A 19,883-nucleotide genomic window follows, 5' to 3' on the forward strand; every position below is an offset into this window, starting at 1 on the left:
GAGGGCAGAAGGCCTGATGGGCGCCTATATCCTGCGCCGCATCCTTTTGATGATCCCGACGCTGTTCGGCATCATGGCGATATCCTTCGCCGTCATCCAGTTCGCCCCCGGCGGTCCGGTCGAACAGGTCATCGCCCGGCTGACCAATCAGGGCGGCAGCGACCGCCTCGGCGGTGGTGGCGGCGACGCGGGTGCTGGCGGCAATTTCGATGCCGCCGGTGACGTCAGCTCGAAATATCGCGGTGCGCAGGGGCTCGATCCGGAATTCATCAAGAAGCTGGAAAAGCAGTTCGGCTTCGACAAGCCGCCGCTCGAGCGCTTCGGCATGATGCTGTGGAACTATGCCCGCTTCGATTTCGGCGACAGCTATTTCCGCGACATTTCGGTGCTCGACCTGATCCTGGAAAAAATGCCGGTGTCGATCTCGATCGGGCTGTGGATCACGCTGTTGTCCTATTTGATCTCGATCCCGCTCGGCATCCGCAAGGCGGTCAAGGACGGTACTCCCTTCGACGTCTGGACCAGCGGCGTCGTCATTGTCGGCTATGCCATTCCGGGCTTCCTGTTCGGCATCATGCTGATGGTGCTGTTTGCCGGCGGGTCTTTCTGGGACTGGTTTCCGTTGCGCGGCCTCACCTCGGACAATTGGGATCAATTGTCGTGGTGGGGAAAGATCGTCGACTATTTCTGGCACATGACATTGCCGCTGACCGCGCTGGTGCTGTCGGCCTTCGCCACCACGACGCTGCTGACCAAGAACTCGTTCCTCGAAGAAATCCGCAAACAGTATGTGGTGACCGCACGGGCCAAGGGCCTGTCGGAACGGCAGGTGCTCTACGGCCATGTCTTCCGCAACGCCATGCTGATCGTCATCGCCGGTTTTCCCGGCGCCTTCATCTCGGCCTTCTTCACCGGCTCGCTGCTGATCGAGAACATCTTCTCCCTCGATGGCCTCGGTCTGCTCGGCTTCCGGTCGGTGGTCGAGCGCGACTATCCGGTGGTGTTCGCCAACCTCTACATCTTCTCGCTGCTCGGGCTGTTCGTCGGGCTCTTGTCCGACCTGCTCTACACCTGGGTCGATCCGCGCATCGATTTCGAGCGGAGAGACGTCTGATGTCGGAGACTACTGCTCCCGCGGAAGCGGTGCCGGAGCGGATCGCGCGGCCCTGGCTGTCGCCGCTCAACAAGCGCCGCCTGCAGAACTTCAAAGCCAACCGGCGCGGCTACTGGTCGCTGTGGATCTTCCTCGTCCTGTTCGTGCTGTCGCTGTTCTCCGAGTTCATCGCCAACGACAAGCCGATCATCGCCTCCTACAAGGGCGAGATCCTGTTTCCGGTGCTGGTCGCCTACCCCGAGGAAAAATTCGGCGGCTTCTATGCCGTCACCGACTATCGCGATCCGGTCATCCAGGACGAGATCAACGCCAATGGCTGGATGATCTGGCCGCCGGTGCGCTACTCCTATCAGACGGTCAACAACGCTATTCCCGAAGCAGCACCGGCCAGGCCGTCGTGGCAGTATGACGCCAAGACACGCTGCAACCAGTATCCGCAGGGTGCTGCCGACCCCGCCTGCATCCTCGGCAACTGGAATTGGCTCGGCACCGACGACCAGGCCCGCGACGTGCTGGCGCGCGTCATCTACGGCTTCCGCATTTCGGTGCTGTTCGGCCTGATCCTGACCGCCGGCTCGGCCTTGATCGGCGTCGCGGCCGGCGCCGTGCAAGGCTATTTCGGCGGCTGGACGGATCTCTTGTTCCAGCGTTTCATCGAGATCTGGTCCGCCATCCCGGTGCTCTATCTCCTGCTCATCGTCGCCGCCATCCTGCCGCCGGGCTTCTTCATCCTGCTCGGCCTGATGCTGTTGTTCTCCTGGGTGGCGCTGGTCGGCGTGGTGCGGGCCGAGTTCCTGCGCGCCCGCAATTTCGAATATGTCAACGCGGCCCGGGCGCTCGGCGTGCCCAACCGCACCATCATGTTCCGGCACCTGCTGCCCAACGCCATGGTGGCGACATTGACCTTCATGCCCTTCCTGCTCTCAGGCTCGATCTCGACGCTGACCTCGCTCGACTACCTCGGCTTTGGCCTGCCGCCCGGCTCCGCCTCGCTCGGCGAATTGCTCAAGCAGGCGCAGCGCAACCTCAATGCGCCGTGGCTCGGCATTTCCGGCTTCGTCGTCATCTCGCTGATGCTGTCGCTGCTGGTCTTCGTCGGCGAGGCGACGCGCGACGCCTTCGATCCGCGCAAGACGTTCCGATGAGCGAAGCCCCCTTGCTCAGCGTACAGGACCTCAGCGTCGCCTTCAGCCAGGGCGGCGGCCAGTCGACGGCTGTCGACCACATCTCGTTCGACATCGCCAAGGGCGAGACGGTGGCGCTGGTCGGCGAATCCGGCTCCGGCAAATCGGTCTCGGCGCTTTCGGTGCTGAAGCTTTTGCCCTATCCAAGCGCCAGCCACCCCTCGGGAAAGATCGTGTTCCAGGGCAACGACCTGCTGGCGATGAGCGAGAAGCAGTTGCGGCAGGTGCGCGGCAACAAGATCACCATGATCTTCCAGGAGCCGATGACCTCGCTCAATCCGCTGCACACGATCGAGCATCAAATCGTCGAGATCCTGAAGCTGCACCAAGGCATGGCCGACCGCCCCGCCAAGGAGCGCACGCTGGCCCTGCTCAACGAGGTTGGCATCCGCGATCCGCACAAGCGCCTCGATGCCTATCCACACCAGTTGTCCGGGGGCCAGCGCCAGCGTGTGATGATCGCCATGGCGCTGGCCAACGAGCCCGAACTTCTGATCGCCGACGAGCCGACGACGGCGCTCGACGTCACCGTTCAGGCGCAGATCCTCGAACTGCTGGCCGGCTTGAAGAGCCGCAAGGGCATGTCGATGCTGTTCATCACCCATGATCTCGGCATCGTGCGCAAGATTGCCGACCGCGTCTGCGTGATGACCAAGGGCAAGATCGTCGAGACCGGCCCGACCAAGGAGATCTTCGCCAATCCGCAGCATGCCTACACAAGGCATCTGCTGGCGGCCGAGCCGAAGGGCAAGCCGCCGGCCGCCAATGCCGACGCCAAGCCGGTCATGACCGGCAAGGACATAAAGGTCTGGTTCCCGATCAAGCAGGGCTTCTTCCGCCGCATCGTCGACAATGTGAAGGCAGTGGACGGCATCGATGTCACCGTGCGCGCCGGCCAGACGCTCGGCGTGGTCGGCGAATCCGGCTCTGGCAAGACGACGCTCGGCTTGGCGCTGGCGCGCATGATCTCGTCGACCGGCATAATCCAGTTCAACGGTCGCGACATCAACCAGCTGTCCTTCAATGCAATGCGGCCGCTCAGGCGCGAATTGCAGATCGTCTTCCAGGATCCGTTCGGCTCGCTCAGCCCACGCATGTCGATCGCCGAGATCATCGAGGAAGGCCTCAAGATCCACGAGCCGAAGCTGTCGCCCGACGAGCGCGACGACAAGGTGGCCGCCGTGCTGAAGGAGGTTGGGCTCGATCCGGCGACCCGCAACCGCTACCCGCACGAGTTTTCCGGTGGCCAGCGCCAGCGCGTTGCCATCGCACGCGCCATGGTGCTCAACCCGCGCTTCGTCATGCTTGACGAGCCGACATCGGCACTCGACATGAGCGTGCAGGCGCAGGTCGTCGACCTGCTGCGCAGCCTGCAGGCCAAGCACGACCTCGCCTATCTCTTCATCAGCCATGATTTGAAAGTCATCCGCGCGCTCGCCAACGACGTCATCGTCATGCGCAATGGCAGGATCGTCGAAGCCGGCCCTTCCCAGCAGATTTTTGAAAATCCGCAAACCGACTATACTCGGGCGCTGATCTCGGCCGCCTTCAAGATCGAGACGGCACCGGTCGGCATCGTCAGCGAGTGATTTGCGTAAAGAGGGACTAAAGGACCGCAATGGAAAAAGGCCGCATCCTGCTTGCCGTCACCGGCTTTCATCCGCAGCGCTGGCGCGACCTGCTGTCGGCCGAACGCGAGGTGGTGCTGGAGCCGGACGGCGCCAGCGACCCCTCGATCACCTATGCCGTTGTATGGAAGCAGAAGCCCAACATCCTGGCGTCGCTGCCCAATCTGCGCGCCATCTTCTCGATCGGCGCCGGCGTCGACCATATCTTCGCCGATCCCGGCCTGCCCGACGTGCCGATCGTCAAAATCGTTGCCGACAACCTCACCCAGTACATGACCGAATATGTCGTCTGGCGGGTGCTCGACCATCACCGCCAGGGCCTGCTCTACCGGTCGCAGCAGTCGAAGAAGATCTGGCATGAGCCGCAGCAGAGGCCTGCCGGTGACATTTCGGTCGGCATCATGGGCCTCGGCAGTCTCGGCCGCGCCGCGGCCTCGGTGCTGCTCTCGCTCGGCTTTGCCGTCAATGGCTGGTCGCGCACCGACAAGGCCATGCAAGGCGTCGCGACCTATTCCGGCGAAGCTGGATTGATCCCCTTCCTCAAGGCAACCGACATCCTGGTGGTGCTTCTGCCGCTGACGCCGGAGACCAAGGGCATCATCAACTACGGCGTGCTGAAGGAGCTGCGGAAACGCAACGGCCTCGGCGGCTCGGTGCTGATCAATGCCGGGCGTGGCCGCCTGCAGAAGGATGCCGACATTTTGCGGGCGCTGGATGACGGCACGTTGAAGGAGGCAAGCCTCGACGTGTTCGAGGTCGAACCGCTGCCGAAGACCAGTCCGCTGTGGGGGCATCCGAAAGTGTTCGTGACGCCACACGCGGCGGCGACCTCCGATCCGGTGCATCTGGCGCCGATCATGCTGCGCCAGATGGACGCCTTCGAACGCGGCGAAAAGCTCGACAATCTGGTGGACCGCGATGCAGGGTATTAGCCAGGACAAAGCCTCATCGGGCCAGGTCCCACTCCCGGAAGCACTTCTTGATTGCCCGCAGTGACGATAACTGCACCTTTGGCAGATCAATCTGCTCGAACATAGCCAGGTAGCGTTTGCGATTTTTCGGCGTGGCGACAGTGATATGGCGGATCATATCCCATTTGACGCTGTCGCGCCCGCCCTCCAAGGCACCGCGCCTCTCCCGCTCCAACAACGTCCGGCGAAAATAGCGCAACAAACTTGCGGGTGTGGAAATGTCCAACAGGATCAATCCCGTCGCCCGCCGAAAACGTTGCGGCATACCTGCCGAATAATTCCCATCCATCACCCAACGCTCTCCGGCGATTGCGGCGTCGTGCAAGGCAATGAATTCGTCCCTTGGGCGCGCTTCCCAATCCGTGTTCGGGAGATGGAAGAGCTGATCGAGGTGAACAGTCGCCAGATCACGCTTGCGGGCAATCGCGTCGGCGAGGGTCGACTTGCCACTGTTGGACGGCCCCAAGATACATATGCGGTCCCCGAGCTCCGAGAGATGCATCCGATCGTGCCCTGCAAGGTGGTTTGTTGCCTGCGATTCTCGACCCGTAGCCGCCTCCGACCTCTAGCCAGGCAGAGCGATCTTCTTCTGCTTCTCCGGCTGGCCGCAGTCGCGTCGGTCGATCGACCGGTTCATGGCATCGATCTCACCGCTCGCCTTGTCGGTATCGCGCTTGGCCTTGGAGCGCATGTCCGGCGTGAACGGGCCGAAGCCCATCGCCGGATTGGAGAAGGTCGGCTTGGCCTTGATCGGCAGGTTGTATTGCTGCGCCAAGCCATTGCGCTGCGCCAGCAACTGGTCGCACGGCACGCTGTCGTATTGCAGGGACGACTGGATGTTCGCATCCTGCTGTTCCGACATCGAAGTGCCACCGACACAGCCGGCGGTCAGCAGGCAAGAGGCCAAGATCATCATGTTCCAGCGCATCGGCTATGCTCCTCCTGATATCCCGCCCTGACGCGAGCAGATGCCAAATATCAGTCGCGCATGCAAATCGGACTTTTTCACAGCAGGAATATTTGCGAGGCGGCGAGGCTGCCCCTCCGCAGGCGCGCGGCTGACGGAGCATCAAACGAAAAACCCGCCTGTCCGGCGGGTCACTGGCGCAAATCAGCACCATGGGCGAAAAGGTACCATAGCTGAGGGCAGGGTGTAAAGAAAAAATTCCTATCACACCCGACGAAAAGCTGCCGACACCGCCGACCGGCTGTCGTCAGGTCCTTTGTTCAGCTGAGTTCGGAGCCCTGGCCACAACGACCAACCCGTTGACGTGTTCCCCGCGATCCTGCCGGATCGCGGTTGGTTCCAGTGACAGGACCGAAAGCCCGTTGGCGGCCAGCACGGCGAGCACATAGCGTTGCGCATGCGCATAGCGGCGTGACGGCAGCAGCGCAAAATCGCCATCGCCAGCCAGCGTCTCGACGGAAAACGCGAACAGGCCATCCGTGGCCAGCAGGCCGGCAATCGTCTTCACCACGCCGCCCAGCGCACCGACATAGATGAAAACATCTGCCACCGTCACCAGATCGGCTTTCGGACCGGCATAGGGAAAATCCCGCAGATCGGCCTTATCGAGGAAATCGTAGACGCCCTTGGCCCGCGCCTTTCTCAGCATTTTGGCCGAAATGTCATACCCCTCCAGCCGGTCGACGATCGGCCGCAGCCTCTGCCCCATCAGGCCTGTGCCGCAGCCGAGATCGAGCGCCAGCGCGAAGCGGCCCGGCCTTGCCGTTCGAATAGCCTGGTCGAGCATCCCAGGCAGGCGGTAACCCAGCCTGCCGACCAGGGACTCGTCGAAGCTCTCGGCATAATGGTCGAACAAGGTCTCGACGAAGGCGCTGGGGAGCGCATCGACCGCCGGCGCCTTGCCGATCAATTGCAGGTTCAGTGCAGCGCCTTGACGATCCGATGGATCGAGTTGCAACGACATCGTCCACGCCTGTGCGGCCAGATCCGCCGCGCCCGCCGCCTGCTGCATCTCGCCGAGGCGAAACCAGCCCATCGCCCATTGCGGCGTTATTTCCAGCGCACCGAGCAGCAATTCCGCCGCCGCCGCATGATCGCCATCAGCGTGCAGCATCTCGGCATAGTCGGCGCGGCGATCGGCGTTCAAGTCGCCTGACGAGGCCTGAAGCGGTTTCATGGCGGCGGGTCCTGCCGGCGGATCGAGCCGGCGGTGCTCTATGCGGGAGTCAGCAGTGACTTACAACAGGCTTCCCGCCGCGGAATTATATCCTATCTTGGAGACCATGCGCACCAGTGTTCTGCTTCACCCCCGGCCCGAGGGCCTCTATTGCCCGCCGGGCGATTTCTTCATCGACCCGGTGCGGCCGGTCAACCGGGCACTGATCACGCATGGCCATTCCGACCACGCGCGTTCCGGCCACCGCTCGGTGCTGGCGACGCAGCAGACGCTCGACATTATGGGGCTGCGCTACGGTGAGGATTTCGCTGGAACAACACAAGCGGCAAGGCTCGGCGAGACGATTGCCCTCGATGGCGTCAGCGTCAGCTTCCATCCGGCCGGCCATGTGCTGGGCTCGGCGCAGATAGCGGTCGAGCATCAGGGCACGCGCATCGTCGCTTCCGGCGACTACAAGCGGCAGAGGGACGCGACCTGCGCGCCATTCGAGCCGATCCCGTGCGATGTGTTCATCACCGAAGCGACGTTCGGCCTGCCGGTGTTTCGCCATCCCCCGGACACCGAAGAAATCGCCCGCCTGCTGAAATCGGCCGCGCAGTTCCCCGAACGCTCGCATCTGGTCGGCGCCTATGCGCTGGGCAAGGCGCAACGGGTGATGCGGCTGTTGCGCGACGCCGGCTACGACAGGCCGCTCTACATCCATGGCGCGCTGGCCAAGCTCAGCGAATATTATCAGAGCCAAGGCGTCGATCTGGGCACCTTGGAGCCGGCAACCGTGGAAAGCGGGGGCAAGGATGATTTTGCCGGCGCCATCGTCGTCGGCCCGCCTTCGGCCTTCGCGGATCGCTGGGCGCGGCGGTTTCCCGATCCGATCTCGTGCTTTGCGTCAGGCTGGATGCGCATCCGCCAGCGCGCCAAGCAGGGCGGCGTCGAACTGCCGCTGATCATCTCGGACCATGCCGACTGGGATGAGCTGACCGCCACCATCAAGGAGACCGGAGCCGAAGAGGTCTGGGTGACGCATGGCCGCGAGGAGGCGCTGGTCCGCTGGTGCGAGCTCAAAGGCATCGCGGCGCGGCCGCTGCACCTGGTGGGCTACGAGGACGAGGGCGATTGAAGCCATGAACCGCTTCGCCGAACTTCTCGACCGTCTGGTGCTGACGCCGTCGCGCAACGGCAAGCTGACCTTGCTGACCGACTATTTCCGCAGCGTCGAGGATCCCGATCGCGGCCTGGCGCTGGCTGCCATCACGGGCGATCTCCACATCGCCGCGGTCAAGCCGGCGATGCTGCGCATGCTCGTCACCGAACGCATGGATCCGGTGCTGTTCGGCTATTCCTACGACTATGTCGGCGATCTCGCCGAAACGGTGTCGCTGGTCTGGCCGCAAACGCCCGGAAACATCCCGAACCGCGAGCCGACGCTTGGCGAGGTCGTCGCCAAGCTGCAGGCGGCAAGCCGCTCCGACGGACCGAAGGTGCTGGCAGGGCTGCTCGACAGCGCCGGCATCTCGGCACGCTTTGCCATCATCAAGCTGGTCACCGGCGGCCTGCGCATCGGCGTGTCGGCGCGTCTGGCCAAACAGGCGCTGGCGGATTTCGGCAAGGTCGAGGTCGCGGAGATCGAGGAGCTCTGGCACGGGCTGTCACCGCCTTACACAGCGTTGTTCGCCTGGCTGGAAGGCAAGGCCGAAAAGCCCAGGAACACGGCGTTGGCATTGTTTCGCCCGGTGATGCTGTCGAACCCGGTCGGCGACGGCGATCTCGAAAAGCTCGATCCGGCGGATTATGCCGCCGAATGGAAATGGGACGGCATCCGTGTCCAGGCGGTGGCGGAGGGCGGCATCCGCCGGCTCTATTCGCGCACCGGCGATGACGTTTCGGGCGCCTTTCCGGACCTCGCCGAGGCCATGCATTTTTCCGCAACGCTGGACGGCGAACTGCTTGTCGGCGATCCCCGGGAGGCGACGGGAACCTTCTCCGATCTGCAGCAACGGCTGAATCGCAAGACGGTGGCACCGAAGATGCAGCAGCAATACCCGGCCTTCATGCGCTGCTACGATCTGCTCCAGGTCGGCGGCGAGGATTTGCGCGCGCTGCCGTTTCGCGAACGGCGCGGCCGGCTGGAAAGCTTTGTCGCGACACTCGACCCGAGCCGTTTCGATCTGTCGCCATTCGTCGACTTCACGGACTGGCAAACGCTGGAGGAACTGCGCCGGGCGCCGCCGCATCCGATCATCGAAGGCGTCATGCTGAAGCGCTGGGACTCAGCCTATGTCGCCGGCCGGCCGAAAGGTCCGTGGTTCAAGTGGAAACGCGATCCGCACACAGTGGACGCGGTGCTGATGTATGCGCAGCGCGGCCACGGCAAGCGGTCGAGCTTCTATTCCGACTATACGTTCGGTGTCTGGACAGGTGCCGAAGGCGAAGAGGAACTGGTACCGGTCGGCAAGGCCTATTTCGGCTTCACCGACGAGGAACTGAAGCAGATCGACAAATATGTCCGCGACAACACGATCGAGCGTTTCGGGCCGGTGCGCTCGGTGCGGGCCGACCGCGACAACGGCCTGGTGCTGGAAGTCGCCTTCGAAGGACTGAACCGCTCGACCCGGCACAAATCCGGCGTCGCCATGCGCTTTCCCCGCATTTCGCGATTGCGCTGGGACAAGCCGGCCAACGAGGCCGACCGCATCGAAACGCTGCAGGCGCTGCTCGACCGCTAATTTCGCGCGTGCAGGGTTCGCTACGGCTCGATCGAAACGCGGATTTCGTAGATGTCGGCGGCCTTGCCCTGCTTGTCGAAGTCGGAATTGATGGCAATGGTGCCGGCCGAGCCCGGATGCTTGTCGGGAAACTGCACGTCGAACAGATATTCGTTCTGCTGCTGGCCGACCGCATAGCGCTTGCGGCCGCAGTCGCCGAGTTCGCCGAAATTGCAGTCGACCGAAATCTGCGTCTCCTTGCCTTCTTCGGAGCGGGCAATGATGTCGAACACGGCATGTTTGCCGGCCAGTTTCTCCAGCACGCCTTGTCCGACGTCGAAGCTGATCGCCGAACCGGACGCGCCGGAACGGATGCGCAGGAACGAACCGGTATCGTCCTTCATCACCTCGGCCCTGGCGTCCGATGGCGCACTGACATGCGATGCATCGGCCGGCGAAAACACATTGATCCAGTCGCGCGACTGGTCGGCGGCGCCGGGTTTTGCCGGACCGCCGTCGGCCGGTGTGAAATCGTCGTCCTCGACGGTCGGCGGCGCTTCAGGTGGTGCGGTGTCGAGTTGGGCCGACGTCTTGAACACGCCGGTCTGCACGGCGAAGAACAGGCCGATGCCAACTGCTGCCAGCAGTGTCACGGTCAGGAAGATGGCGGTCAGCGGCAGGCGACGCCCTCTTATGCGTCGTTCATCGCGGTCGGGCGCCACTTCCGTGGTCGCACCGGCCGAGGCCGGAACCGACATGTCGATGGCCGGAGCATCGGGAAGCGTGGCGTCCGGCATGATGTCGGGAACGACGGGCAGGACGCGCGAGCGCGGCGCATCGGCAGCGGATTGCACGGGGCCGTCGACGACGACATCGGGGGATGATGCCTGTCGGCCGGTTTCGACCGCGGGCGCCGAGTCCGCTCCGAGTTCGACCGCCGGTGCATCGCCCTGCGGGCCGACATCCGGCACCGCCGGCAGGAACTCGGATTCGATTTCGGTGATTTTCGCCTGGATTGCCTTGCGGCGCTTGATGGCGACCTCAACGGTCACACCGGGATTGGCCTGGAGCGCGCGATCAAGCGCGGCAAAAGCCGAGCGATAGACCCTCTCGCGGAACGCGCGGTCCTCGGCATTGCCTTTCTCCAAGGCGTTCCGGATCGCTTTTTCGATCGCGTCCAAGCGGGTCCCTCTGTCTTTGCCAACCTTGCCGTGATCGTTAGCCGCAGGCGACCAATCAATCAACGGGCGAGCGGCGCATTCTGCCTCGCAGAGGTATGCAAAGTCCATTCCGGCGCTGTTCCGGCAACAAAATCAGCATGTTTCACCGATTTTCACGCGCGGGGAGCGCACGTACCGTGCGCCGCATCCCCTTGGCGATTGATTGGCGGACAAGGCGGCGGCCGGCTTACGAGAGTGCCATGACGCCGTCGCAGGAATTGCCAAGTCGCATCTTGAATTCGCGCCCGGTTGCGTCTATCACCGCCGCATCTTGGAGGCGTTGGCTTCCCGGGCCGCTTTAGCTCAGTTGGTAGAGCACCGCATTCGTAATGCGGGGGTCGCGTGTTCGAGTCACGCAAGCGGCACCATTTCTCCTCCTTTTTGTCGTCTACCCCTTCGCATCTGGTGCAAAGGATTGCGGCGCCGGCCTGGCAGATCTGCCATTGTCGAGACCCCGGTTTGGTGTGAAACTCATGGCCTCAGCATGGGAGGTCAAAAAATGCCCAACAATTTCAAGACCGGAGACGTGGTCAAGCTGAAATCCGGAGGCCCCAGGATGACGGTCAGCGATGGCGCAGCCTCGGGCATGTATCTGTGCCACTGGTTCAATCGCGAGGGCGAGGTGTGGACCCCGCAGCATGCCGGGTTCAAGCCCGAACAACTGATTGCGGCCGACCAGTCGGACTAGAGCTCCTTCCATCCCGATCGACGGGATGCGCACCCGCGCACGAACGGATCAGCACGCGCGACCGACGGATTTTCCGGGTCGCGGCGTTTAACGGTTGAAGCGCGATGGCGGCACAAGCCGTCTGCGTCGCGCCAAGCTGGAGACGCACAACATGATCAGCCGTTCGATATTAGTCGTTGCTTTGAGTTTGCAGACGGTTGCGGCTCTTGCCCAGGCAACCACCCCGCCTGCACCGCAGACCGCCGCGCCACTTGCCGCGCCAGGCGCGTCGGGGAGCAGGTCCGACATCACGCTGGCCAAATTCCAGAAGCGGCGCGAAAAGGCGATCATGGCGGCCGACACGGATGGCGACGGCAAGATCAGCCTGCTGGAATGGGAGGCCTTTCAGGCGAAGCGCAACGTCAAGGGCGACGCCGCCAGATCCTTCGCGCGGATCGATTCCAACCATGACGGCTTCATCGATCGCGCCGAACTCGATGCGTTCTTCGCCAAGCGCTTCGCCCGGCTGGACAAGAATGCCGATGGCATTCTGACAGCCGACGAACTGCCGGGCCACAAAACCGCTCCCAAGCAAGAGCAATGACCAAGAGGCAATGACGCGCGATGAACATCGGGAGTGCGCCGACTGATGGCTGCGGATCCGGACGAGGAGCTGGTTCGCCGTGTCGGCGCCGGCGAGCCGGCAGCCGTGCAAACGCTCGTCGCGCGCAAGCTGCCGCGTATCCTGGCGCTTGCCATGCGCATGCTCGGCGATGCGGCGGAGGCCGAGGATGTCGCGCAGGAAACCTTCGTGCGGATCTGGCGCCATGCCGCGAGCTGGCGGCGCGGCAATGCGCGCTTCGACAGCTGGATCCGCCGGGTGACGCTCAACCTTTGCTACGACCGGCTGCGTCGCAGGCGCGAGTGGGTGACCGGCGACCTGCCGGACGTCGCCGATCCTGCGCCGCTTCCCGATGCTCATTCCGAGGAAGAAGCCCATCGGGTCGAACGGGCGCTGCAAGCCATAGCGCCGCGCCAGCGCGAAGCGATCGTTCTGGTCTACTATCAGGAGATGTCCAATATCGAGGCGGCAGCGACACTGCAGATCAGCGTCGATGCCCTGGAAAGCCTGCTCGCGCGCGGCCGGCGGTCGCTGCAAGCGATCCTGGCGGAGGATGGCGCCGATGAGTAAACGCCGGGCAAGCAGCAACGCAGCACGGCCATTGCGCCTTGCTGGTGCCGCCTGGCGCTCGGCGCCGACGGGCAAGGGGGAGACACATGGCTGAAGGGTCCAGGAACGAACCCGCAATGGATGCCAGGCGCTTTGCCGCCTTGGCGCAGGCCTATGGCGGCGACTTGCGGCGATGGCCCGAGGCCGAGCGAATGGCCGGCACGGTCTTTGCCGCAAGCGACGCGGGCGAGGCCATCTTGAGGCAGGCCGGGACACTTGACGCGCTGCTCGACAGCTACCGCGTCGACGCCCCGGACAAGGCACTGCACAGCAGCATTCTGCAGGCTGCCGGCCGGCACCTCGTCCAGCGCCGGCGTCAGTGGTTCTGGTGGCTGGGACTTGGACTTGCCGGCATTGGTCTGGCCGGTGCCGTGGCAGGACTGGCCCTGGTGACCATCGTCACGCCGGAGGTCCAGCCGGACCACTATGTGCTCGATGCCGATGTAACGGCGTTTGGCGATGCCGGCCCGGATGCCGAGAACGGTGAGGAAAACCTATGAGCCCGCGCTGGATCCGTGGTCTGGTCATTGCTTCCGTGGTGCTGAACGTCTTTCTTGCGGGCGCATTCGTCGGCGGCGCGGTCTGGCTGAGAAATGCCAAAGCGGGCGCGGGTGTCTCGCTGGAATCGGCCGGCCGACAACTTCCCGACCAAGACCGCAAGGCGTTCCGCCTGGCGCTGCGCCAGGTTCGCGTGGAGTCCCGGCAGATCATTCTCGATGGCCAGCAGGCGAGGCAGGAGGCAGCGGACCTGTTGCAGCAGCCTGTCATGGACAAGGCCGCCTTGTCCGCCGCCCTGGAACGGGCACGCAATGCCGATGTGACGGTGCGCACCCGGCTTGAACAGGCCATTGTCGACTTCGCGGCGAGCACATCGCCTGAAAACCGGAGCGTGCTGGCACAGGCGTTGCTGCGCCATATGGAACGCCGCGCCACCGTTACGCCAAAAAAATCGCCATGACGACCGACGGAAAAGGCCGGAGACGCCGTTTAACGATGCGAAGGGACAAGCCTGCCCTGTGCACCATACAGGACGGCCATCTTCATCGTCGAAAGCACTCGGAGTCCAATTATGAGTCGCCTGAAAAACTATGCAGCAACCGCTATCCTGGCCATCGGTGGAACTGTCGTGACAGCCTCCGCGTCCAGCGCAATGCCCATCGTGTCCGTTGCCAAGCCAGCCACCCCGGCACTGGTCGAGCATGTCCGCTGGGGCTGCGGCATCGGCTGGCACCCTAACAGATGGGGCCGCTGCGTGCCGAACGGCGTCGTCGTCGTGCGCCCGCGCTACCACTACTGGCACGGTCCGGCCTACGTCTGGCATCCGCATCATCACTGGCGCCACTGGCACCATTACTGATCAAAGCACCGCGGGGCCAGGCACCTTTCGGGGCGGCCCCGCGCGAGCGCTGGCGCGCACCGGACAATCCCGACCAGCCGAGTTAAGGTTAAATCCACTATACATTTGTTCTTAGCCCGCAAATAATCGAAGAATTTCCCGAAACTATGCTCAGGCATCTTCGTGGGAAAATCTGTGGTTCAGCTTCAAGGTCTTGGACGGGTGCTCTGCCATCCGCTGACGCTGGCCGTGGTCAGCCTTGCAGGCGTCTTCGCCGCCGGACGGGCCGAGCACGAATGGCTGTCGGTGCCGTTCTCGCTGGCGCTGGTGGCTGCCCTTGCCGGACTTCTGTTCCTGGCTTCGGGGCGCCTTGCCTTTTCCGTCTACCTCGCCTGGATGGGCATTGCCTTCGTCACCGTGGTTTCGGCGATCAAGTTCCGGCTGAAAGGATTTTCGCTGCACTTCTACGACACGGTCTTCGTGTCGAGGGACCCGGAAGTGTATCGTTTCCTGCTCGGCTCCTACCTCCATCTGATCGCGCCGGTCGTCATTGCCCTAGGGCTCGGCATCGGGGCGGCGGTGCTTCTGTTCCGGATCGATCGGAAAATTGGCTGGCCGGTGTCGGCACGCGTCCTGGTCATGGCGGCGCTCGTCGTTCTGGTGCCGCTGACCTTTCCGGCCGAGGCCTCGAAGGACCGCTATTTCTACTACATGCAGGGCCGGCACATGTCGGCCTTCTTCGTCTCGCTGCTGGATTTGCACAACCTCGTTGTAGAATCGGGCTTCGAAAAGCGGCTGCAAGCCGTGGCGCCGCAGCCGCCTTTTGCCGACACGGTCGATTGCGGCGACCGGGCTGATCTTCCCGACGTCTTTTTCGTGCTCAGCGAAAGCCAGTCCGATCCCGGCTATTTTCCGCAGGTCGGCAACGGCGCGGGATTCCTGCAGAGATTCGCACCGGGGGCCGGCACGCCGCACCAGATGCAGGTCGAGACGTTTGGCGGCGGCACCTGGATCACCAATCTGTCGCTGATGACCGGCCTGTCGGCCACCGATTTCGGCTGGCGAAGCCCCTATCTAACCATCACCCTCCAGGACAAGGTCGCCGGAGCCTTGCCGGAGGTGCTGGCGCGTTGCGGATATCGGACTGTCGTGATGACGCCGATGGACTTTTCGTTCGTCAATGAAGGGCCGTTCCTGAAATCGATCGGTTTCGAGACCGTGCTCGACATCAAGGACATCGCCGCGCCCTTCTATCACCTGCGCGACAACTTTTATTACCAGGCGGCCGAGGCATTCATCGCCAGGCACCATAGGGAAGACGGCCGGCCGCTGTTCCTCGAAATCCAGACCATGTTTCCGCACTCACCCTATGAGGGGCGGATGGAGCCCGGGCTGAAGGTCGAGGGCGAGCCTTTCTCGGGCGATTTCCAGGCCAATGAGTATCTGCGCCGGATGGCGGTAGCGCGCGGCGATTTCCAGGATTTCCTCGACAAGAGGCAAGCGGATGCCGGTGAACGCGGCGCCGTGGTGCTCGAATTCGGCGATCACCAGTCGTCGGCGACCAAGCCGTTCGTCGGCGCGATCGCCGGGGACGACGCCTTGGCGACCCCTGGCTCGCTTGCCTACCGCACCTTTTATACGCTCACCACCTTCCACCATCCTTTGCGCCATCCGACCTGACCTGGCGCCGCTCGACATCGGCTTCCTCAGCGCAAGCCTGCTCGACGCCGCCGGCCTGCCGATGTCGCCTGTCATGGCCGATCTCGTGCGCCTGCGCGACCATTGCGGCGGCCGGTTCCATGGTTGCCAGGATCGGGCCGAAGTGGACGCACATCTGCGCCGGCGCGTCGATTCAGGCCTGCTGCATCTGTTCCCGGAAGCGGCGCCGCTGCATGGGCTGGCGCCGCTCCAATCTGTGGAAGCCCGTTAATCAGCCTATTGTATCCGGCCCCAGCGTCGCCACGGTCTTCAGCGCACCATCCAGCATGTCGCCCTTCTCGTCCTTCAGCGCCATCTCGCGCAGGCGGCGGATCCAGTCGGCGGCGTCGGTGCGGCCCTTGACCAAGTCGAGCGCCGAGAGCACGCGGTCGAATTTCGATTGCGCCCGGACATGGGTGTCGCTGTAGCCCTTGATCAGCCGGCGGCAGTTGAGGATTTCGACGGCCAGTGCGTAATCCTGGGGCACATGGTCGAGCGCCAGCGCGTACCAGCGATCGAGATGCGCGATCTCAACCTGGTGGCGCAGCAGGTTGCCGCGCCAGCGGCGCAGGCCGCCGATGAACCACAGAGCGGCAAAGCCGGCTAAACTGTCGGTGCGGATGCGGCGGCCATGGTTGATGCGGCGGTCGAGAAAGGCGGCGAGTTTTGGGCGGCTTTCGATGTAGCTGCCCAGACCCGCCGGCAGCGTGCCGCAGAACTCCTCGATGCGCGGATGGAAATATTCGGTCACCTGCAGGATCGAGCCGTCCTTGACGCCGACCTCGCGGCGCACGCGTTTGTCACGTGTCGAGCGTGTCTTGAGATCGGCGACGCGGATCATGTCGTCGTAGCACAGCGCGTTGGCCAGATGCTTGGCGGCAGCGATGGACAAGCCATAGCCCTGAATCGGCCCGTCCAGCGCGACGGCCTTGTCCAACCGGTCGAGATAGTCGCGCCCATAGGCGATGTCCTGATAGTCGACGACCTTTCTCAAGCCTCGAAGCGCCATGTCGCGCACGGCCACCGGCAACAGATCGATGCGGGCAGCCAAGGCCTGCCAGCCTTGCAGCAGGTTTCGCGGGCCACTCACCTGTCCGGCGCCCAGGGCAGATTCGACAATCGCGGGCTCGGCCGGCTTTGGCGCCGGCGCTGCCGTGCCGCGCGCACGGTCAAACGCGGCACCGAAGGCGGCGAGGCTGGCCTTGACGCCCCGGCCGCCGGCACCGATCGCCTGTTCGTAGCTCTCGCGCGTGAACGGCAGGGCGTCGGACCCCGCCAGCGCGCCAAGCAGGCTGGCCGAGATCATCGAGCCATTGTCGGCGGCGATCTTTTCCATGTCGAAAGCGATGAAGCGCTTCGATGCGGCTTCCGCCGTTGCATGCACCTTGGAGGACGAAGCCCGGCCGTCGCCCGGTTCGATCTTTTCCGACACGGCGGCGATGCGGTGCGACGAGGCGATCAGCGTGGTGCGCTCGGGCGTGACGAAGCCGCGAATGATGGCACGGCCGGCTTCCATCAACTCCGCCGCGATCAGTATGTCGACATCGCCCTGCGAGGGCGACAGCGCAAAGACCGGCAGCCGGCCGGTGTCGCGGGCCATCTCCACATAGTAGATGGTGGCGCCGGTACGCTGGGCGACGCCGGCGACCGAGGTCGACTGCGCGACATAGCCGTTGCGCTCGGCGACATCGGTAATCCAGTCGGCGAGCACGCCGCCGCCCTGGCCGCCGACCGCCAGCACGGCGAGCTTGATGACACGCTCACCATCCTGAGCGCTGGCGTGGGCGCGAAGTGGGGGGACGGCGTCAAGCATCGGCGAAAGTCAGGCGCCGGCTTTCGCGGCGACGCTGCAACAGGCTGATGGTGGCGCGGCGCGCCGCTTCCAGGAAGCGATTCCAGCGGCTTGGATTGTGGACGACGTCGGCGCGATAGAAGGACGGGCAGAGCACCGCCGCATCGGCGACCTCGCCGCAATTGCCGCAACCGACGCAACTCTGGTCGATATGCGCGACCGGATCGTCGCGCAAAGGATCGTCGAGCGACTTGACCGACAGCGATGGGCAGCCGGACAGCCGCATGCAGGCATGGTCACCGGTGCAGATGTCCTCATCGACGCCGAACTTCGGTTTCACGACACGGGTCCCGCCCTTGATCGCGTTGTCGACCAGCGGCTTTTCGCGGCGCTGGCGGTTGAGCATGCATTCGGACGAGGCGACGATGACTTTCGGCCCCTTCTCCTCCGTCGTCAGCGCCTCGCGCAGCGTGTCCTGCATCTTGGTCACGTCATAGGTGCGGTCGACATGGCGCAGCCATTTGACGCCCATGCCTTTGACCGCCTCGGTGATCGGATGCTTCGTCGACTTGGTCTTGTTGCCGGCGCGGGATGAGAGGATGTCCTGGCCGCCGGTGGCGGCCGAGTAAAAATTATCGACGATGACGATGACGCCGTCGTTCTTGTTGAACACCGCGTTGCCAATTGAGGAGGTCAGGCCGTTGTGCCAGAAGCCGCCGTCGCCGACGAAGGAGATGGACCGCCGCTTGGCATCAGGCGAATTGAAGGCCGAGGCGGAGGCCGGGCCCAGCCCGTAGCCCATGGTGGTGGCGCCGAGCTCGAAAGGCGGCATGATCGAGAACAGATGGCAGCCGATGTCGGAGGCGATGTGATGCTTGCCGAGCTCCTGCTCGACCAGTTTTGTCGCGGCAAAGATCGGCCGTTCCGGGCAGCCGATGCAGAAGCCCGGCGGACGGCCCGGCACGACATTGATGAGGTCAGCGGCATCAACGCCGTCGCCGACCTTGTTGGGCGCGCGCACCTCGCCCGGCAAAAGATGCGGCGCCTCGGCGCGCAGGAAGGCGCCGATGCCGTCGAGCATGACCTGGCCGGTATATTCGCCGGCCATCGGCAGATGCTCCTTGCCGACCAGCCTGGTGCCTCGACCGGCCTTGTGCAGCATCGAAGCAAAGGCCTGTTCGATGTAGTTGGGCTGGCCTTCCTCGACGACCAGCACCGACTGCTTGCCCTCGCAGAACGACAGGAACTCGTCATCGATCAAGGGATAGACGGCATTGAGCACATAGAGCGGCACGTCGGTGTCGCCATAGGTGTCGGCAAGGCCGAGCCGCTGCAGCGCGCGGATGACCGAATTGTACATGCCGCCCTGCATGACGATGCCGACCGAGCCATGGTCCGAGCCGAAGAACTCGTTGATCTTGTTCTTGGCGATGAAGTCGACCGCCGCCGGCCAGCGTTTCTGCACCTTCTCCTTCTCATGCAGGAAGGAAGCAGGCGGCAGCACGATGCGGCCGGTGTCGCGGCGCGGCGCGTCGAGGGCATCGGCGACCGTCATCGGCGGCCGCTTGTTGTCCTTGGCGATGAAATGGCCATGCACGTGGCAGCAGCGGATGCGCACCTGCAGCATGACCGGCGTGTTGGAAATCTCCGACAGCTCGAAACCATCCTCCACCGCCTTGACGATCGATGGCAGGTTCGGTCGCGGGTCGAGCAGCCACACCTGGCTTTTCATGGCGAAGGCATGGCTGCGCTCCTGCATGATCGAGGAGCCCTCGCCATAGTCTTCGCCGACGATGATCAGCGCGCCGCCGGTGACGCCGCCGGAGGCGAGATTGGCGAGCGCGTCGGAGGCAACATTGGTGCCGACGGTCGACTTGAAGGTCGCCGCACCGCGAATGGGATAATGCACTGACGCCGCCAGCATGGCGGTGGCAGTGGCTTCCGAGGCGCTGGCCTCGAAATGCACGCCGAGCTCGCCCAGAATGTCCTGCGCGTCGGCCAGCACGTCCATCAGGTGGCTGATTGGCGCGCCCTGATAGCCGCCGACATAGCCGACGCCGCATTGCAGCAGCGCCTTGGTGATGGCGAGAATGCCTTCGCCGGCAAACTCCTCGCCGGCACCGAGCCTGAGTTTTTCGACTTCCCTGGCAAAAGACCGTTCGGCCATTCTTTTTCTCCCTTCCGTTACCGCCAGCG

General features: G+C 63.9%; 20 protein-coding genes and 1 tRNA gene. 15 read left to right on the plus strand and 6 right to left on the minus strand.

Going from position 1 to position 19,883, the window contains the following annotated elements; all coding sequences use genetic code 11:
* The first annotated feature begins 16 nt into the window (after positions 1 to 16).
* The 4 genes from A9K65_RS00345 to A9K65_RS00360 are packed head-to-tail and all read left to right on the plus strand — an operon-like array spanning position 17 to position 4,858.
* A complete protein-coding gene (locus A9K65_RS00345; protein ID WP_013527941.1) occupies positions 17 to 1,114 on the plus strand; it encodes a microcin C ABC transporter permease YejB in 1,098 nt (365 codons plus the stop codon).
* Positions 1,114 to 2,259 (plus strand): ABC transporter permease, encoded by a 1,146-nt coding sequence (locus A9K65_RS00350; protein WP_064995733.1) that lies wholly within the window; start codon positions 1,114 to 1,116, stop codon positions 2,257 to 2,259. Before A9K65_RS00345 ends, A9K65_RS00350 begins: the two co-directional genes overlap by 1 nt.
* Positions 2,256 to 3,887 carry an ABC transporter ATP-binding protein gene (locus A9K65_RS00355; protein WP_064995734.1) on the plus strand — a complete coding sequence of 544 codons (1,632 nt, stop codon included), beginning with the start codon at positions 2,256 to 2,258 and terminating at the stop codon, positions 3,885 to 3,887. Before A9K65_RS00350 ends, A9K65_RS00355 begins: the two co-directional genes overlap by 4 nt.
* A gap of 29 nt (positions 3,888 to 3,916) precedes the next feature.
* Positions 3,917 to 4,858, plus strand: coding sequence for a glyoxylate/hydroxypyruvate reductase A (locus A9K65_RS00360; protein ID WP_063169972.1), 942 nt, complete (start codon positions 3,917 to 3,919; stop codon positions 4,856 to 4,858).
* A 13-nt stretch (positions 4,859 to 4,871) separates the two neighbouring features.
* Here A9K65_RS00360 and A9K65_RS00365 read toward each other — a convergent pair whose 3' ends face one another.
* From A9K65_RS00365 to A9K65_RS00375, 3 genes are all read right to left on the minus strand, one after another.
* A complete protein-coding gene (locus A9K65_RS00365; RefSeq protein WP_064995735.1) occupies positions 4,872 to 5,399 on the minus strand; it encodes an AAA family ATPase in 528 nt (175 codons plus the stop codon).
* A gap of 63 nt (positions 5,400 to 5,462) precedes the next feature.
* The gene (locus tag A9K65_RS00370) at positions 5,463 to 5,825 is read right to left on the minus strand and encodes a hypothetical protein (protein ID WP_027161791.1); all 363 of its coding nucleotides are present in this window, start codon (positions 5,823 to 5,825) and stop codon (positions 5,463 to 5,465) included.
* Between the two features lie 286 nt (positions 5,826 to 6,111).
* Positions 6,112 to 7,041: a methyltransferase domain-containing protein gene (locus A9K65_RS00375; protein WP_064995736.1), complete on the minus strand. Its 930-nt coding sequence runs from the start codon at positions 7,039 to 7,041 to the stop codon at positions 6,112 to 6,114.
* 106 nt (positions 7,042 to 7,147) lie between these two features.
* Between A9K65_RS00375 and A9K65_RS00380 the strand changes: the two genes are divergently transcribed.
* Both A9K65_RS00380 and A9K65_RS00385 read left to right on the plus strand, forming a co-directional pair.
* The gene (locus A9K65_RS00380) at positions 7,148 to 8,158 is read left to right on the plus strand and encodes a ligase-associated DNA damage response exonuclease (protein WP_064995737.1); all 1,011 of its coding nucleotides are present in this window, start codon (positions 7,148 to 7,150) and stop codon (positions 8,156 to 8,158) included.
* A 4-nt stretch (positions 8,159 to 8,162) separates the two neighbouring features.
* Positions 8,163 to 9,764, plus strand: a complete 1,602-nt coding sequence (locus tag A9K65_RS00385) for a cisplatin damage response ATP-dependent DNA ligase (RefSeq protein WP_024503421.1) — start codon at positions 8,163 to 8,165, stop codon at positions 9,762 to 9,764.
* A 20-nt stretch (positions 9,765 to 9,784) separates the two neighbouring features.
* Here A9K65_RS00385 and A9K65_RS00390 read toward each other — a convergent pair whose 3' ends face one another.
* A complete protein-coding gene (locus A9K65_RS00390; protein ID WP_063169966.1) occupies positions 9,785 to 10,924 on the minus strand; it encodes a hypothetical protein in 1,140 nt (379 codons plus the stop codon).
* Between the two features lie 331 nt (positions 10,925 to 11,255).
* Between A9K65_RS00390 and A9K65_RS00395 the strand changes: the two genes are divergently transcribed.
* From A9K65_RS00395 to A9K65_RS35850, 9 genes are all read left to right on the plus strand, one after another.
* Positions 11,256 to 11,331: transfer RNA gene (locus A9K65_RS00395), tRNA-Thr, on the plus strand.
* Positions 11,332 to 11,462: 131 nt separating this feature from the next.
* On the plus strand, positions 11,463 to 11,651 hold the full coding sequence (locus tag A9K65_RS00400) for a DUF2158 domain-containing protein (RefSeq protein ID WP_013527958.1): 189 nt from the start codon (positions 11,463 to 11,465) through the stop codon (positions 11,649 to 11,651).
* Between the two features lie 151 nt (positions 11,652 to 11,802).
* Positions 11,803 to 12,234: an acid-shock protein gene (locus A9K65_RS00405; RefSeq protein WP_024503413.1), complete on the plus strand. Its 432-nt coding sequence runs from the start codon at positions 11,803 to 11,805 to the stop codon at positions 12,232 to 12,234.
* Positions 12,235 to 12,279: 45 nt separating this feature from the next.
* Positions 12,280 to 12,822, plus strand: coding sequence for an RNA polymerase sigma factor (locus A9K65_RS00410; RefSeq protein WP_064995738.1), 543 nt, complete (start codon positions 12,280 to 12,282; stop codon positions 12,820 to 12,822).
* Positions 12,823 to 12,908: 86 nt separating this feature from the next.
* Positions 12,909 to 13,361, plus strand: coding sequence for a hypothetical protein (locus A9K65_RS00415; protein WP_084016314.1), 453 nt, complete (start codon positions 12,909 to 12,911; stop codon positions 13,359 to 13,361).
* A complete protein-coding gene (locus tag A9K65_RS00420) occupies positions 13,358 to 13,819 on the plus strand; it encodes a periplasmic heavy metal sensor (RefSeq protein ID WP_064995740.1) in 462 nt (153 codons plus the stop codon). Before A9K65_RS00415 ends, A9K65_RS00420 begins: the two co-directional genes overlap by 4 nt.
* A 111-nt stretch (positions 13,820 to 13,930) precedes the next feature.
* The gene (locus tag A9K65_RS00425) at positions 13,931 to 14,218 is read left to right on the plus strand and encodes a hypothetical protein (RefSeq protein ID WP_024503409.1); all 288 of its coding nucleotides are present in this window, start codon (positions 13,931 to 13,933) and stop codon (positions 14,216 to 14,218) included.
* A 174-nt stretch (positions 14,219 to 14,392) separates the two neighbouring features.
* A complete protein-coding gene (locus A9K65_RS00430) occupies positions 14,393 to 15,877 on the plus strand; it encodes a sulfatase-like hydrolase/transferase (protein ID WP_245321955.1) in 1,485 nt (494 codons plus the stop codon).
* Between the two features lie 73 nt (positions 15,878 to 15,950).
* Positions 15,951 to 16,127: a hypothetical protein gene (locus A9K65_RS35850; protein ID WP_245321957.1), complete on the plus strand. Its 177-nt coding sequence runs from the start codon at positions 15,951 to 15,953 to the stop codon at positions 16,125 to 16,127.
* Here the strand turns inward: A9K65_RS35850 and A9K65_RS00435 are convergent, their stop codons facing one another.
* Both A9K65_RS00435 and A9K65_RS00440 read right to left on the minus strand, forming a co-directional pair.
* Entirely contained in the window at positions 16,128 to 17,708 is a 1,581-nt protein-coding gene (locus tag A9K65_RS00435; protein ID WP_064995741.1) for an indolepyruvate oxidoreductase subunit beta family protein, read from the minus strand.
* Positions 17,701 to 19,854, minus strand: a complete 2,154-nt coding sequence (locus A9K65_RS00440) for an indolepyruvate ferredoxin oxidoreductase subunit alpha (RefSeq protein WP_064995742.1) — start codon at positions 19,852 to 19,854, stop codon at positions 17,701 to 17,703. Before A9K65_RS00440 ends, A9K65_RS00435 begins: the two co-directional genes overlap by 8 nt.
* Between the last annotated feature and the right edge of the window lie 29 nt (positions 19,855 to 19,883).

The organism is Mesorhizobium sp. WSM1497 (genome assembly GCF_001672455.2).
Taxonomy (GTDB): domain Bacteria; phylum Pseudomonadota; class Alphaproteobacteria; order Rhizobiales; family Rhizobiaceae; genus Mesorhizobium; species Mesorhizobium ciceri.